The organism is Brevibacterium sp. Lmc1 (assembly GCF_057654315.1).
This window is the reverse complement of record NZ_CM172803.1, coordinates 1,601,466-1,615,245: the sequence shown is the minus strand read 5'-3', so window position 1 is coordinate 1,615,245 and position 13,780 is coordinate 1,601,466. Positions and strand designations below refer to the sequence as shown.

At 63.8% G+C, this 13,780-nt stretch carries 12 protein-coding genes; 5 read left to right on the top strand and 7 right to left on the bottom strand.

Features of this window, described 5'->3' with window-relative positions:
• Positions 1-68 precede the first annotated feature (68 nt).
• Complete coding sequence (locus AC239G_RS07100; protein WP_139469571.1) at positions 69-725, bottom strand: TetR/AcrR family transcriptional regulator; 657 nt, start codon at positions 723-725, stop codon at positions 69-71.
• Positions 726-858: 133 nt separating this feature from the next.
• Between AC239G_RS07100 and AC239G_RS07095 the strand changes: the two genes are divergently transcribed.
• Together AC239G_RS07095 and AC239G_RS07090 are read left to right on the top strand one after the other, a co-directional pair.
• Positions 859-3,234, top strand: a complete 2,376-nt coding sequence (locus AC239G_RS07095) for an ABC transporter permease (protein WP_434594722.1) — start codon at positions 859-861, stop codon at positions 3,232-3,234.
• A gap of 156 nt (positions 3,235-3,390) precedes the next feature.
• Positions 3,391-4,107, top strand: coding sequence for an MgtC/SapB family protein (locus AC239G_RS07090; protein ID WP_181270631.1), 717 nt, complete (start codon positions 3,391-3,393; stop codon positions 4,105-4,107).
• Between the two features lie 13 nt (positions 4,108-4,120).
• On the opposite strand, the gene AC239G_RS07085 is transcribed toward AC239G_RS07090, so the two are convergent.
• Entirely contained in the window at positions 4,121-4,690 is a 570-nt protein-coding gene (locus tag AC239G_RS07085) for a TetR/AcrR family transcriptional regulator (protein ID WP_139469574.1), read from the bottom strand.
• 124 nt (positions 4,691-4,814) lie between these two features.
• Between AC239G_RS07085 and AC239G_RS07080 the strand changes: the two genes are divergently transcribed.
• Both AC239G_RS07080 and AC239G_RS07075 read left to right on the top strand, forming a co-directional pair.
• Complete coding sequence (locus tag AC239G_RS07080) at positions 4,815-5,999, top strand: ABC transporter permease (RefSeq protein ID WP_139469575.1); 1,185 nt, start codon at positions 4,815-4,817, stop codon at positions 5,997-5,999.
• Between the two features lie 105 nt (positions 6,000-6,104).
• The gene (locus tag AC239G_RS07075) at positions 6,105-6,932 is read left to right on the top strand and encodes an MBL fold metallo-hydrolase (protein WP_139469576.1); all 828 of its coding nucleotides are present in this window, start codon (positions 6,105-6,107) and stop codon (positions 6,930-6,932) included.
• Between the two features lie 46 nt (positions 6,933-6,978).
• Here AC239G_RS07075 and AC239G_RS07070 read toward each other — a convergent pair whose 3' ends face one another.
• From AC239G_RS07070 to AC239G_RS07050, 5 genes are all read right to left on the bottom strand, one after another.
• On the bottom strand, positions 6,979-8,154 hold the full coding sequence (locus AC239G_RS07070; RefSeq protein WP_229663882.1) for a fatty acid desaturase family protein: 1,176 nt from the start codon (positions 8,152-8,154) through the stop codon (positions 6,979-6,981).
• A 103-nt stretch (positions 8,155-8,257) separates the two neighbouring features.
• Positions 8,258-8,908, bottom strand: coding sequence for a response regulator (locus tag AC239G_RS07065; protein ID WP_487490011.1), 651 nt, complete (start codon positions 8,906-8,908; stop codon positions 8,258-8,260).
• Positions 8,905-10,185: a sensor histidine kinase gene (locus tag AC239G_RS07060; RefSeq protein WP_487490010.1), complete on the bottom strand. Its 1,281-nt coding sequence runs from the start codon at positions 10,183-10,185 to the stop codon at positions 8,905-8,907. The genes AC239G_RS07065 and AC239G_RS07060 overlap by 4 nt, the downstream gene beginning before the upstream one ends.
• Positions 10,186-10,330: 145 nt before the next feature.
• Positions 10,331-11,704: a purine-cytosine permease family protein gene (locus tag AC239G_RS07055; RefSeq protein WP_248284042.1), complete on the bottom strand. Its 1,374-nt coding sequence runs from the start codon at positions 11,702-11,704 to the stop codon at positions 10,331-10,333.
• A complete protein-coding gene (locus AC239G_RS07050) occupies positions 11,701-12,180 on the bottom strand; it encodes a YybH family protein (RefSeq protein ID WP_139469579.1) in 480 nt (159 codons plus the stop codon). The genes AC239G_RS07055 and AC239G_RS07050 overlap by 4 nt, the downstream gene beginning before the upstream one ends.
• Positions 12,181-12,491: 311 nt before the next feature.
• Between AC239G_RS07050 and AC239G_RS07045 the strand changes: the two genes are divergently transcribed.
• Positions 12,492-13,757, top strand: a complete 1,266-nt coding sequence (locus tag AC239G_RS07045) for an SLC13 family permease (RefSeq protein ID WP_139469580.1) — start codon at positions 12,492-12,494, stop codon at positions 13,755-13,757.
• Positions 13,758-13,780 lie beyond the last annotated feature (23 nt).

Here is a 13,780-nt window from a genome sequence, read left to right as displayed (position 1 = left end):
CTCGCGCGAGGTTGCTGGGCCGCCGTCAGGTAGTAATAACAGGAGATTCGGGCGGGGCTGTCAGCTGATCAGAGCAGGGGAACGCTCGGGTAGCGCACGGCACCGTCCGGGTCGGTCACCGGTGCCCCGAGCATTCCCGCCGCCGCATCGATGAGGAAGCGGCCGACCTGTTCCCAGCTGCCCTTATTGGCGTCTTCATTCATCTTCGCCTCCTGGTCGGCGCAGACGCCGACGACCATGCTCCCCAGCAGATAGGCGCGACCGCGCAGAACCCCTTCGGGGATCCCGTCGACCGCTCCGTTGATGAATCGCAGGTCATCGGGCAGGTCCGCGTCCCCGATCACCTCTTTGGCCACCTCGACGGCGGAGGGGACAGCCGAGATCTGAGACATGAACTGCGCCCGCCAGCTCGGCTTCGGAAGACTGTCGAGCAGCTCGATGAGCGGGCGCAGACGAGTCGTGACGAGCTCGTGGATGTTCGGCGTCTCGCCCAGCTGCTCCGTCAGCTCACGCCTGCGCCGAGCCATTTCGTCATGGTGGCGCTCGACGAGTGCGCGCAGCAGCCCCTCGCGGCCGCCGAAATGGTAAGCGATCGCCGAGTGATTCGCAGCCCCCGCGTGTTCGACGATGCGCCTGTTCGATACCGCATCGATCCCATTGCGCGCGAACAGCTCTTCGGCGGCGTCGAGCAGGGCATCCCGCGCCCGGTCACTCTGGATGGTCATTCCCTCATCTTTCCATTCGCTCTCGAAATCACAAGTTCTCGATTTCACAGTTTTAAGTCACGTGTCTTAAACTGGCGAAGTTCACCGTGGTCGACGAGGATCACACGATTTCCGATCCTTGAAGGGGACGACAATGTCCGATAGCCAACCGCGAACGAGAAAAGAGGCCCTCGAGTCCGAGCACCCGACATCGCACCCGGCTTCCGACTCCGAGGCCGGCTCGACTGCGACCACCGAGGACCAAGCAGCGGCCAAACGCGCGAAGGCCGAATTCATCGGCCGCACCGTTGCGATCTTCCTCATGCCGCTCATCTTCGTGGGCATGATGATCACGAGCTACCTGGGGACGATGCACTCCCCCGAAGCCAACGACATGCCCATCGTGGTGGCGGGGTCATCGGCCAAGGCCGATGATGTGGCATTTGCGATCAACGGCGCCGAACCCGACGCCTTCGAAATCGAGACGACCGATGATGTCTACGACGCCCGCCAGGACGTCTATGACAGGGAGGCCTCGGCGGCGATCATCGTCAAGGGCGATACCGCGACGATCGTCACCGCCAGCGGAGCCGGGATCCAACAGTCGACCACCGTCGAGCAGCTCGTGCGTCCCGCGCTCGCTGAAGACGGTTTCACGGTCAACACCGACGACATCGTCCCGTTGCCGGACAACGATCCGTCCGGGATGGCGGCGATGTTCCTCATGACTTCCATCGTCATGGCCGGCTACATGCCCTTCAGCGTTCTGCGGTCGAATTCGCCTGAACTGCTGAAGTTCAAACGCATCGTGCCGATCCTCGCCGGGTGGTCGGCTGCCATCGCCGGCCTCGTGTGGACCGTGGCCTGCCCGATCCTCGATGTCGTCGATGTCAAGGACACGGCGGCCGTCCTCGGCATCGCCTGGCTGGGCGTTTTCGCCATCTCCTCCGTCCAGCTCTTCATCACCCGCCTCGTCGGGGCACTGGGTGTGATTCTCGGGATCCTCTTCCTCATGGTCCTCGGCATGCCGTCGTCGAATATGGCGATGCCGGTGTACAGCATGCCGAAGTTCTTCCGCTTCACCCACGAGTTCCTGCCGATGCCGGCGATCGGCGAGTCCCTGCGCTCCGTGCTCTACTTCGACGGCAACGGAGTCACCGGACACCTGTTCGTCCTCGCCCTCGGCGCGGTGGCCGGTCTGCTGCTGACGAAGGTCTACGACCACTTCTACGCCAAGCGCAATGAACACCCTGTGCCGCTGGATGTCAATGTGGCAGCGATCCACGGCGGCCGGAGGCCGGATACGAAGCTCATGCGCTACATCTCGCTGACCCTCTTCCCGCTGGCGATGGTGACCATGATGATCACGTTCATGCTCGGAGCGATGCATTCGCCGACGCCGAAGGACATGCCGGTCGCGGTCGTCGGGTCCTCGGTCGAACAGGCCGAAGACACGATCAAGCAGCTCGATGAGCAGATGGACGGAAAGTTCGAGTTCACCGCGCTCGATGACAAGGGCGAAGCCCGTCGGCTCGTGGAGAACCGCGATGAGGTCGCCGCGCTCGTCCTACCCAGCGAGAAGAATCCGGATTTCGAGCTCTTGGCCAACCAGGCCGGCAACAACGCTTCCTACCGTGTGGCCGTACAGGTCTTCGAACAGGTGGCTCAGGCGCAGGACTCCGATCTCACGGTCGACGACCTGAAGCCCTTGCCCGATCGGGACAAGAACGGCGTGGTTGTGATGTACGTGGCGATGGGATGGATCCTCGCCGGCTTCATGGTCGTCATCGTTGCCGCTAACGCCAACCCGTGGACCAGGCCGCTGAAGCGGATGCTGCCGATCATCGTCGTCTACGCACCGTTTATGTCGCTGATCGTCGCGACCATCGCCGGTCCGATCACAGGAGCCGTCGACGGGCATTTCGCGGCGCTGTGGGGTGCCGGCATCATCGCCATCGCCTGCATCTCCATGTTCGCCATGGTCTTCGAAAGGCTCTTGGGCATGTTCGCGATCATCCCGGTCATCGGCACGCTCATGTTCGCCGGCGTGCCGTCGTCGAACGGAGCCCTCTCGCAGTATATGGTGCCGAAGTTCTTCGCCACATTGCACGATTTTCTGCCGATGGCCGCCTCGGTCGAGACCATCCGCTCGATCCTGTATTTCGACGGCGATGTCGTGACCGAACATCTGCAGGTCCTCGGCCTGTGGGGACTGGTGTCGCTGGCTCTCGTCTTCCTCATCGATGGCATCAAACCGCCGCGCACGGCCCATGATTTCGGCAATCTCCACCTCGAACGCGAGCGAGAGATCGCCAAGGAACAACGGAAGCAGGCATTGGCGTTGGGCATGTCCCCGGATCATGCGAAGTCCGACGCCGAGGCGGCCGATCAGGACTCCGCGCCCAGCCAGGAGTCGTACCAGACCGTTCAAGGCTCCATCGTCGACGACGGCACCGACGCGCAGGAGTCGGATCGCCGAGCCCCGACAGCCGGCGACGGTCAGGCCCGCAGCCGCAGACCTCACGAGTAGTCAATCCCCTCCACAGTCTGACCTGCTACCTGACGGCGGCCCAGCAACCTCGCGCGAGGTTGCCGGGCCGCCGTCAGGTAGTAATTGGGGGTTGTTCGTTGGGGGTGGGGCTATGGTGAAGGCACTATGGTCAACTCCGCGTCGATTGAGAACATCATGAGCAGCACCGGCCTGTTGGAAGCCGGCCTGCTGCTGGCCAGCTTCGTCCTGTGCTCCCTCATCGGCTTCGAGCGGCAGTTCAGGCAGAAGGCCGCCGGGTACCGCACCCACGTGCTCGTGGGCATCGGCACCTGCGCTTTCACTCTGATCTCCGCGTATGGATTCGCCGGAGTGCTCGAGAACGACGTCCGCCTCGACCCTTCACGAATCTCCGCGCAGATCGTCTCCGGAATCGGCTTCCTCGGCGCCGGAGTCATCTTCAAAGGACGCAACATGGTCCGCGGACTCACCACCGCCGCAACGATCTGGGTCACCGCGGCCGTCGGAATGGCCTGCGGTGCGGGAATGCTGCCCTTGGCCGCCATGCTCACTGCTCTGCACCTGTTCACGCTGTTCGTCATCGCGCCTCTCATCCGCAGGATCCCCAACAGCGACCATCGCAAACTCCTGCGCATCACCTACCACGACGGGGCCGGTGTCCTCCGCGAGATCCTCGCTCTGGCCGGCCGAATGGGTTTTGCGAATACCATCGTCGATTCGCGCCGCTTCGAGTCCCCCGACGAGACGCGGATGGTGCAGGTCGATGTGAGGTTCGACGGAAAGCGGCCTCTGCACCTGCTCGTCGCCCCGCTCATGGAACTGAGCGGCGTCGAAACGGTGAGCATGCGCGAAGACCGCGTCCACTCGGTCGATGACGACGGCGATTCCGTATGAGCAGCCGACGAACTCAGAAATCGACGCTGGAGATCACTGCTTCGATTCCGGCCCGGACCCGCAGCCGGGAGGATTCGCCGAAGACGGTCGACTGGACGACGGCCCCCTGGATCATTGCCAGCAGCCCGGGCACCATTGCCGCGGCACGAGCCCGCGCGCCTTCAGCGTCCGCTCCCCGCTGATCCTGCAGATAGGCAGCAAGATAAACGGTGAATTCTTCGATGAGCGTCTCGAAGACCCCACCGGCGAAACTCGCGAACTCCTTGTCGTAGGAAGACTCCCCCCAGACCTGAACCATGACCGAGGCGAACGGATTGTCGATGAGCAGGGAATCGATGAGCTCGACGAACACCTCGGCAGGAGCTGTCACCTCACTTCCGGACTTGGCCGCCTCGAGCACCGCCATGCGCGGCTCCATCACCCGGCGGGCGACGTCGATCATCAGGTCGGCCTTCGACGCATAGTAGACATAGACCGCTCCGGCCGACAGCCCCGCTTCCTTGACGATGTCGGCCATGGACGCACCGGCGAACCCCCTGCGCGCGAAACAGGCCAGCGCCGCATCCTGAATCCTGGCACGCATCGCACTCCTGTGCTCCTCGGTGACCTTCGGCACATCTCCCCCAAAAAACGAATGACCATTCTTGATATATCCTAGCGGATGGATTCATAATGAACGAGTATTCGTTTTCGATGATTGGACAGACATGCCGACCCAGATACTCAGCAGAGAAGACAAGGCCGACCACTCGGCGGTGAGCGAGACACCGGAGAAGGCGGCGCAGGCCGCTCCCCCACAGTTCGGACGCGCGATCCTCGTCGCCGTCCTCGCCGCCGCCGTCGTCAGCCTCGTCATGCTCGCCTTCAGCTGGCCGACCGTGACCTCGGACCCCAAAGACCTGCCGATCGCAGCGGTCGGAGACGAAGAGCAGATCGACCAGATCGCTGAGAACGCCCCGGACGGCATGCTCGATCTCAAGACCGTCGACTCACGCGCCGAGGCGGTGAACCTCATCGAACAGCGAGAGGTCTACGGCGCCTTCGTCCTCGAGGACGAACCGGAGATCCTCATCGCCAAGGCCGCCTCCCCTGCTGTCGCGCAGCAGCTCAGCGGAATCGGCACCCAGATGCAGCACAACATCGACCAACAGGCGATCTCGGGCCTCCAGGAAGGCACGAAGAAGATGCAGGAGCAGATGCAGAAGGCTCTCGAGGCCGCTGCCTCCGGTCAGGCCCCGCCGCAGGGCAACCCGGCCGGAGACGGCGCCGATCCGGCCGCCTCGGCGACGGAGGTTCCGCAGGTGAAGATCACCGACGTCGTGCCGCTCTCCGACGACGATCCCTCCGGTGCGGGCCTGGCCATCGCGGGTCTGCCGTTGACCCTTGGCGGCATCGTCGGCGGTGTGCTCACCAGCATGGGCATCCGTTCACGGCGGATGCGCCTGGTCGGCACCATCGTCTACGGAGTCGTCGGAGGACTGGCACTGGCCCTGATCATGCAGACCTGGTTCGGGATCCTGCAGGGGAACTTCGCGATCAATGCCCTGGCGATCGGCTTGTCGATCGCGGCCACGGTCGGCCTGATCAACGGCTTCGTCTCCCTCATCGGACCTGCCGGCATCGCGTTCGGTGCAGTGCTCACCATGCTCATCGGCAATCCGATCGCCTCGCTCAATCAGCCGAAGGAGTTCCTCGCCGGCTCCTGGGGCGATATCGGTCAGTTCTTCGTGCCCGGAGCGGCGGGCACGCTGCTGCGCGATCTCTCCTACTTCCCTGACGCGCCGTCGGCTCTCCAGTGGTGGGTGCTCACCGCCTGGCTCGTCGTCGGCATCGCGCTCATCCTCGTCGGCCACGTCCTCGCCCACAGGAAGGCGCACACGGCCGCCCACTGACAAGCTGCCGCGTCGTTGGACTCCCATCGATCCTGGTCTTCACTTCATGTGAGGACTAGGCTCGGTGGGAGTCTGTGGTTTCCTCTGTGGAACCGAGAGGATGACATGGTGGCATTTTCCGATGTGACGATCTGCCGCACCTGCGGGGTGGAGACGACGACGCCTCCACCACAGCTGTGTCCGATCTGCGAGGACGATCGGCAATGGGTTCCTGCCTCCGGCCAACAGTGGACGACTCGGGCAGACCTCGAATCCGAGGGCCACCGCATCGCCACCACGGAGAGGGAACCCGGTCTCTTCGCCATCCGCGTCGAACCGAAGCTCGGGATCGGGCAGACCTGCTATCTCGTGTGCACCGATTCCGGCAATGTGCTCTTCGATGTTCCCGCCTATATCGACGCCGAGGCGGTCGCGGCGATCCGGGACCTCGGCGGAGTTGCGGCGATCGCCGCCAGCCACCCGCACATGTTCGGCACCCAGTTGGAATGGAGTGCCGCATTCGATGGAGCTCCCGTCTTCGTGTGCCGGGCCGACCTCGAATGGGTGCAGCGGACCGGCCGGGCCGTCTGCCCCTATTTCCACGAGGCGGAGCCGGTGCCTGGGGTGAGGCTCCGGAGGACGGGAGGTCATTTCCCCGGCAGTGCGGTGGCAGTCTGGACGGGCGCCGACGGCGCCGGGGTCATGCTCAGCGGCGATTCGATCGGTCCGGTGGCGCGATCGGGGTGGGTGACGTTCATGCGCAGCTTCCCGAACTATCTGCCGTTATCGGCCACGGTCGTCAGGCGCATCGCCGCCTCGGTGATCGATCTCGACTTCGACCGCATGTACGGCAACTTCGGTCAGTCGATCGGTTCCGGGGCACACTCTGCAGTGCAGACCTCAGCAGAACGCTATGCCGAATGGGTCTCCGGCGACCACGATCACCTCACCTGAGTTTCCCCCGACGGTCCCTCGGTGCGAACCGAATAAGGCCCGCCGGTCAGCGCGACCGGAACTGCGCGGTGACGGGACAATCGAAGGGGTCTGCTTCGCCGAGGCCCACCCGGTTGAGGTAGGCGATGATGATCTTGTAGGACTCGAGCAGAGTCGTCTCGGTGTAGGTGATGTCCTTCTGGCGGCAGTATTCGCGGACCATCGGCTGCACCCGGTGCAGGTTGACGCTCGGCATGCTGGGGAACAGGTGGTGTTCGATCTGATAGTTCAGACCGCCCATGAGGAATCCCATGAAGCGACCGCCGGAGATATTGCGTGACATCAGCGTCTGACGGCGCAGGAAGTCGATCTTCACATCTTTGGGTACGATCGGCTGTCCTTTGTGGTTGGGGGCGAATGATCCGCCCATATGCACGCCGAAGACGGCGAGCTGGACGAGGAAGAAGACGCTGCCGATGAGAGGACCTGCCGCCCAGATGGCGAGCGCAGGGAACCCGATGAGGCGGATTCCGATGAAGACGCCTTCGATCCAACGGCGTTTGATCGACGACTGTCCCCGGACGATGGCTTTGACGGATTCGACGTGCAGCTGGAGGCCGGCCAGGGTCAGCAGCGGCAGGAAGAACCAGCCCTGACGTGCGGCGAACCATTTGGCCAGGCCTGTGCGTTCACGTGCATCCTCGGGAGTGAAGACGAGGGCGCCAGGAGCGATGTCTCCGTCGACTCCGGCCTTGTTCGGATTGGCGTGGTGAAGTGCATTGTGCTTCTTCAGCCACCATCCGTAGCTCAGTCCGATGAAGAGGTTGCCGATGATCGTCGACACCCACTCCCCCACCTTTCCGCTGGTGAAGATCTGCCGGTGTGCTGCGTCATGGGCGACATAGGCGGTCTGGGTGAACAGTGCACCGAAGACAACTGCGGTCGCCATCTGCCACCAGCTCTCACCGATGAGGAAGAGCATGGCGAAGGATGCGACGTAGCCGAGCCCGAGGAGGACGAAGCGCAGGGTGTTCCAGCCCGGCCGTCTGGCCAGCAGGCCCGCTTCTTTGACCTGCGCCATCAGCGCGCTGAAGTCGCTGGTGAATTCCTGTTCGGCGGTTCCCCTCTTCGCTCGCCTGCGTTCGAGCACTGCGGCCCGCGTGGCCCGATCCGGTGCCGGAGTCGACAGTTCGGTCGCAGTTGGGGAAGACGGTTCGGAAGTCATGAGGTCAGACGGGTTCATGGTTCCCACCGTATGGATGCCCGCGCCGTTTTTCGTCACCCCTGGGTGCCGTTCTTCACCCCCTACTCGGGTAGGGGGTCCGAGGTGAGGACAGGTGCAGAACTCAGCTGTTGGGGACGATGAGACCTGATTCGTAGGCGGCGATGACTGCTTGGGCGCGATCTCGGGCATCGAGTTTGTACAGGATCCGGGAGACGTGGGTCTTCACGGTCTGCACTGCGATGTGCAGACTCGCCGCGATCTCCGTGTTGGACGCTCCGCGGGCGACTTGGATGAGGATCTCGCGTTCTCGGTCGGTGAGTTCGGGCAGCGCTGTGCGGTTGGGCTTCTGTCCTCCGGTGGCGAAGTGTTCGATGACCCGTTTCGTCACGCTCGGCGCCAGGAGCGCTTCGCCTCCGGCGACGATGCGGACCGCCTCGGCGAGTTCACTGGGCGGGGCATCCTTGAGGAGGAAACCGCTGGCCCCGGCGCGGATGGCATCGAAGACATAGTCGTCGATGTCGAAGGTGGTGAGCATGATGATCCGGGTCTCGGCATTCGCGGCGACGATCGTGCGGGTTGCTTCGATTCCGTCCATCAGCGGCATTCGGACGTCCATAAGGACGATATCGGGGCCAAGGTCGGCGACGAGCTCGACGCAGTGTGCACCGTCTTCGCCCTGTCCGATGACCTCGATATCTGCATGAGCGCTCAGCAGCGCGGCGAAGCCGGCGCGGACCATCGCTTGGTCATCGGCGATGACGATCCTGATCATGGGGTCTCCTTGTCCGTGGCCGAAGTGTCCGTGACCGGTGTGTCGACGCTCGGTTCACCGTCGTCGGTCGAGCGTTCGCGGGGCGAAAGCGGCAGCACTGCTTCGACTTCGAAGCCTCCGTCGGCAGTGGCTCCGCTGCGGATCTCCCCACCGACGGAGGCTGCCCGTTCGCGCATGCCGATCAGTCCCTGCCGGCTGTGCTTCTCGTGTTTCGCGGCCTCGCCGGGACCGTCGCCGTGGTCATTGGTGACGCTGATCCAGACGGCCGAGTTGCCACCGCGGATGCTAATGGAGATGGCGGAGTTGCGGGCGTGGCGGATCGCGTTGCTCAGGGCTTCTTGGATGATGCGGTAGCCGGCGAGTCCGGTGCTGTCGCGCATGAGGTGGTCGATCGGTTCGCCGCTGCGTTCGACGGTGACCTGCACTCCGGCCTGTCGGGCCTTCTCGATGAGCGGGTCGATCTCGGAGAACTTCGGCTGCGGCGCCAGTTCGCCTCCGCCTTCATCGTTGCGCAGGACGCTGAGCAGTCCGCGCATCTCGGTCAGCGCTGTGCGGGCGGAGCTGGAGATGTCTTCGAACTCTTTGGCCACTTCTGAGTCGATCCCGGCATGGCGGAACGGTGCGCTGGAGGCCTGGATGTTGATGATCGACATGCTGTGGGCGACGATGTCGTGGAGTTCCCTGGCGATGCGGGCCTTCTCCTCGACGGTCACGCGTTTGGAGTGCTCCTCCGCGGTGTTCTCCTTCTCCTGGACCAGTTGGGAGCGGATGAGCTGCCATTGCTGGATGATGACCGCGGCGAGGTAGACGCCGCCGGCGATGCAGGAGTAAATGAGGATGTTGACAATGGCACCGTCGGTGCGGGTGTCTGCGACGAGCAGATGAGTGATGAGCACCGCGGCCGCCGAACTTGCGATGCTGCCGAGCAGTGCAGCCAGGGCCACTCCCCAGTGGGCGCGGAGGCCGATGACGAGGATGATGACGATCTGAGTGATCATCATCGGAACCATCCACGGCCACGGCACACCCGACACGAGCGGCCCCAGCAGCGGCAGCACAGTGCAGGCGGCGATCGACATGATCGTGCCGAAGAGCGGGCGCAGCATGGACAGCGGCATGGACCCGACGTGGACGATGGTGACGACGAAGGCCAATGCGACGGGGGCCTCATTGACCGAGACGGCGATCGACGATTCCACCGCGAGCATGACGATGGCAAGCACGATCACCGCGACCCAGGCCAGCGCCTCGGGGTTGAGTCGACGGTTCGGGGGCATGAACCTGTCGAAGACTACCATCACAGACACCCGGTTCCCTTCTGTGATTCCGGCCGACCGTTGCGATCATAGCGCCTGTGCTGCTTCATCACCTGTGAACGGCACATAGTGGTCAGTTCGCGGCCCGGAACCGAGAACTCCCCGTTCAGCTTCCGCGGATCCCGTCGGCCAGGTGCGCATGCCGAGTTCCCGCGAACTTCGCTCGGCTGCCCCAGGACAGCACGAGGTAGAGCACGAAGGAGATGGCGAAGGACGGGATCGTCGCTCCGATCGGGCTGGGATAGGCGTAGGTGAGCACATAGGACGCCAACGCCCCGAGGACCCACACCCCGACGGCCACCCAGTTGACTCCGCGGGTGTAGGAGTAGAGGCCGCCGGAGTCCTTGAGGATGTCGGGTGAGTAGGCACCGCGTTTGATGATGTAGTAGTCGACGATGAGGATGGCGAAGACGGGGACGAAGAACGCCCCGATCATCGTGAGGAAGTCGGTGTACTGGTCGAGCAGGGCCAGCCAGGTCGAACCGATGATCGAGATCGCGCCGAGGATGAGGGCCGTCGGCAGGAACTTCAGCTTCGTCCTGCTCTGTGCGCCGACGACGGAGTTGACCATTCCGTAGACGACCATCGTGTTCGTGGCCATGACGGAGAGGAAGATGACGATGGCCAGCGCCCATCCGAATTCCGCGGCTAGGGCCGTCGGGTCGAATTCGGCCGGGTCTCCCCCGTCGAGCAGGATGAAGCTGAACGCGGTGAGACCCAGCAGCATCGCCAGCACGGTCGAGGTCAGGTAGCCCAGACCCGATCCGACGATTCCGGCCTTCTGAGTCCCGGCCAAACGGTTGAGGTCGCCGGAGAGCACGGTCCAGGAGATGGCTGTGGAGATGACGATATCGAGTGCGAGGACCGGAGTGAACTCGAGCTCCGGCAGGCTCTCGATTCCTGCGTATTCGCCGGGTGAGTGTCCCGTGAACGCGATGACGAAGACATAGGCCATGACCAGCAGGATGAGAAGAGCGAACCAGGGTTCGGCCTTCTCGATCCCTTCGTGGCCGAGGATCGCCAGTCCGACGACGAGCGCCTGGCAGAGCACCGAGAAGAGGATCGGGTTGGAGAATCCCGTCGTCTGTGCGACGACGTAGTTGACGCTGATTCCCGCCAACATGGCCTGCACCCAGCTCCAGCCCATGAGGATGATGACGTTGGCGGCGACCGGCAGGAAGCTGCCCTTGGCGCCGAAGGCACCGCGGGTGATGGCCATGGTGGCCAGGCCCGTGCGGGTGCCGATGTTGCCGATGAGCGTGAGCACGACGGTGCCGATGAGCGTGCCGACGATGATGACGATGACCGCTGTGGTGAAGTCGACGCCGGGGACGAACAGGGTTCCGGTCAACAGGGTCGTGACGACGAGGTTCGCGGCCAGCCAGATCATGAACATCCGTCCCCCGCTCAGGGTTCCGCGGATGACTCCGGAATCGTGGCCGGATTCCAATCGCTGTTCCAAACGGCGGTACCAGTTCACCGCGCGACCTCCTCGGCGCCGGGCTTGCTTTCGGCGGCATTGGGACCAGCCGCCGACGAGCCGTCGGCAGGGTCCGGGACCGTGGAGAGGTGTTCGTGGATGGCAATGAGCCCACCGTCACCGAGGCGGCGGAAGACGATCGATTCGCGTTCCCGGTACGATTCCCGCCCGTCTGCGGTGTTCACGGTCGTATCGACGGTGTGGGAGAACACGGCTCCGCCGGGGAAGGTCTGGACGAGCTGGTCCGATGACGCGCAGGCGGCCACTGACCAGCCGTCGGCCAACCACGAAGCCCACTCCCTTTCATATTCCGCACGAGTGTTCAGGCGTCGCGCTTCGGGGTGGAAGACGAACGAGGCGTCCTCGGCGAATCGGGAGAAATACGACTGAGTGTCCGTGGCGGCGAAGGCATCGACGATCGCCGAGGCGGCCGTGAGCACATCGGATTCGCTGGGTTCCGGTGTGGATTCGTTCATGATCGACGGCGACCTTTCGCAGACTGAGAGAAGGAGGATGCCGCGCTGAGTCCAAACGACTCTCGTGCGGCCCGATGAAGCTGAATGACACACTAACGAGTCTGTGATCGTCCGCACTATCCGCGATGGACGAATTCTGCCCTCAGTTATACGAAGCGGCGAATCGGCTCCTGAGTCCTTCCGCTGAGCGTCGCTGTGAGTTCATATGCCGAATGGACCTGATCGCACCAGGTGACATGCATTAATTTGAGTCGCATGCCCATGTGCCGCCGGACATTCCGCGGCTGACGTTCGAAGGAGAAGCTGAACCCATGAGTGCAGAACTGATCTGCGTAATCGTCCTCGGACTGATGTTCGTCATCGGAACCTGGCGGGACATCAATATGGGCCTGCTCGGCTTCATCGCGGCCGCGGGCGTCGGCGGCCTCGTCCTGCACCAGGCGCCCGAAGAGTTCCTCGCAGGATTTCCCGTCGACCTCTTCCTTACGCTCGTCGGCCTGACCTACCTCTTCGGCTTCGCCCAGAACAACGGCGCGATCGAAGTCATCGTCCGCTGGTGCGTGAAGCTCGTCGGCGGGCGCATCGGACTCATGCCCTGGATCTTCTTCGCACTGACAGCTGTCCTCATCTCGCTCGGGGCGCTCTTCGCCGTGGCCATCATCGCGCCGCTGGCGCTGTCGTTCGCGCGGCGTCATAGGATCAATCAGTTCATGGTCGGTCTGCTCGTCGTCCACGGTGCCCTGGCCGGCGCGTTCTCGCCCATCAGCGTCTACGGCATCTTCATCAACGACTATCTGACGAAGAACGGCCTCACCCCTGCGCCGCTGACCTTGTTCCTCGCCCCGTTCATCTTCAATACCGTCTTCGCGGTCGTTGTCTGGTTCGTCCTCCGTCGCCGGCCAGGACTGCGCGCGGAGGCAGATGGGGCTCACCCCCACCCCGAGGCCGAGCCCGACGGCGGAACGACCATCCGTCTCACACGCTCTCAGATCCCGACCCTGATCGGGCTCATCGCGATGGCGCTGTCCGTGATCATCTTCAGCTGGGATGTGGGCCTGGTGACCATCACGATCTCGGTAGTGCTCGCCGCCATCGACCCGGCCGCAGGCAAGGCCGCGCTGTCGAAGGTCTCATGGTCGATCGTCATCCTCATCTGCGGAGTGCTCACCTACATCGCCGTGCTGCAGGAGGCCGGAACCGTCGAATGGGTCTCGGCCGGCATCTCAGCGATCGGCGTCCCCCTGCTGGCAGCGCTGCTGCTGTTCTACATGTCCGGCCTGATCTCCGCGCTGGCGTCGTCCTTGGCGATCATCGGTGTCGTCATCGCCCTGGCGGTGCCGTTCCTCGAGTCGGGCGACGTGCATGTCGGAGGGTTCGTCGCGGCGCTGGCGATCGCCGCGACCATCGTCGATATCAGTCCGTTCTCGACCAACGGCGCGATGCTCCTGGCCAATGTCCATCCGAGCATCCGCGACCGCTACTACCGACAGATGATCGGCTACGCCGGCCTCATGTGCCTCATCGGGCCAGGACTCGCCTGGGTGGTCGCCGCAGTGCCGACCGTGGTCAGCGGCTGAACCGGCGGGGTCGGTGCCCCGCT

Coding starts and splice junctions, on each gene's coding strand:
- AC239G_RS07045 (WP_139469580.1), top strand. CDS start 12,492: ATGAGTGCAGAACTGATCTGCGTAATCGTCCTCGGACTGATGTTCGTC.
- AC239G_RS07050 (WP_139469579.1), bottom strand. CDS start 12,180: ATGAACGAATCCACACCGGAACCCAGCGAATCCGATGTGCTCACGGCC.
- AC239G_RS07090 (WP_181270631.1), top strand. CDS start 3,391: ATGAGCAGCACCGGCCTGTTGGAAGCCGGCCTGCTGCTGGCCAGCTTC.
- AC239G_RS07070 (WP_229663882.1), bottom strand. CDS start 8,154: ATGAACCCGTCTGACCTCATGACTTCCGAACCGTCTTCCCCAACTGCG.
- AC239G_RS07085 (WP_139469574.1), bottom strand. CDS start 4,690: ATGCGTGCCAGGATTCAGGATGCGGCGCTGGCCTGTTTCGCGCGCAGG.
- AC239G_RS07095 (WP_434594722.1), top strand. CDS start 859: ATGTCCGATAGCCAACCGCGAACGAGAAAAGAGGCCCTCGAGTCCGAG.
- AC239G_RS07100 (WP_139469571.1), bottom strand. CDS start 725: ATGACCATCCAGAGTGACCGGGCGCGGGATGCCCTGCTCGACGCCGCC.
- AC239G_RS07075 (WP_139469576.1), top strand. CDS start 6,105: ATGGTGGCATTTTCCGATGTGACGATCTGCCGCACCTGCGGGGTGGAG.
- AC239G_RS07060 (WP_487490010.1), bottom strand. CDS start 10,185: ATGCCCCCGAACCGTCGACTCAACCCCGAGGCGCTGGCCTGGGTCGCG.
- AC239G_RS07065 (WP_487490011.1), bottom strand. CDS start 8,908: ATGATCAGGATCGTCATCGCCGATGACCAAGCGATGGTCCGCGCCGGC.
- AC239G_RS07080 (WP_139469575.1), top strand. CDS start 4,815: ATGCCGACCCAGATACTCAGCAGAGAAGACAAGGCCGACCACTCGGCG.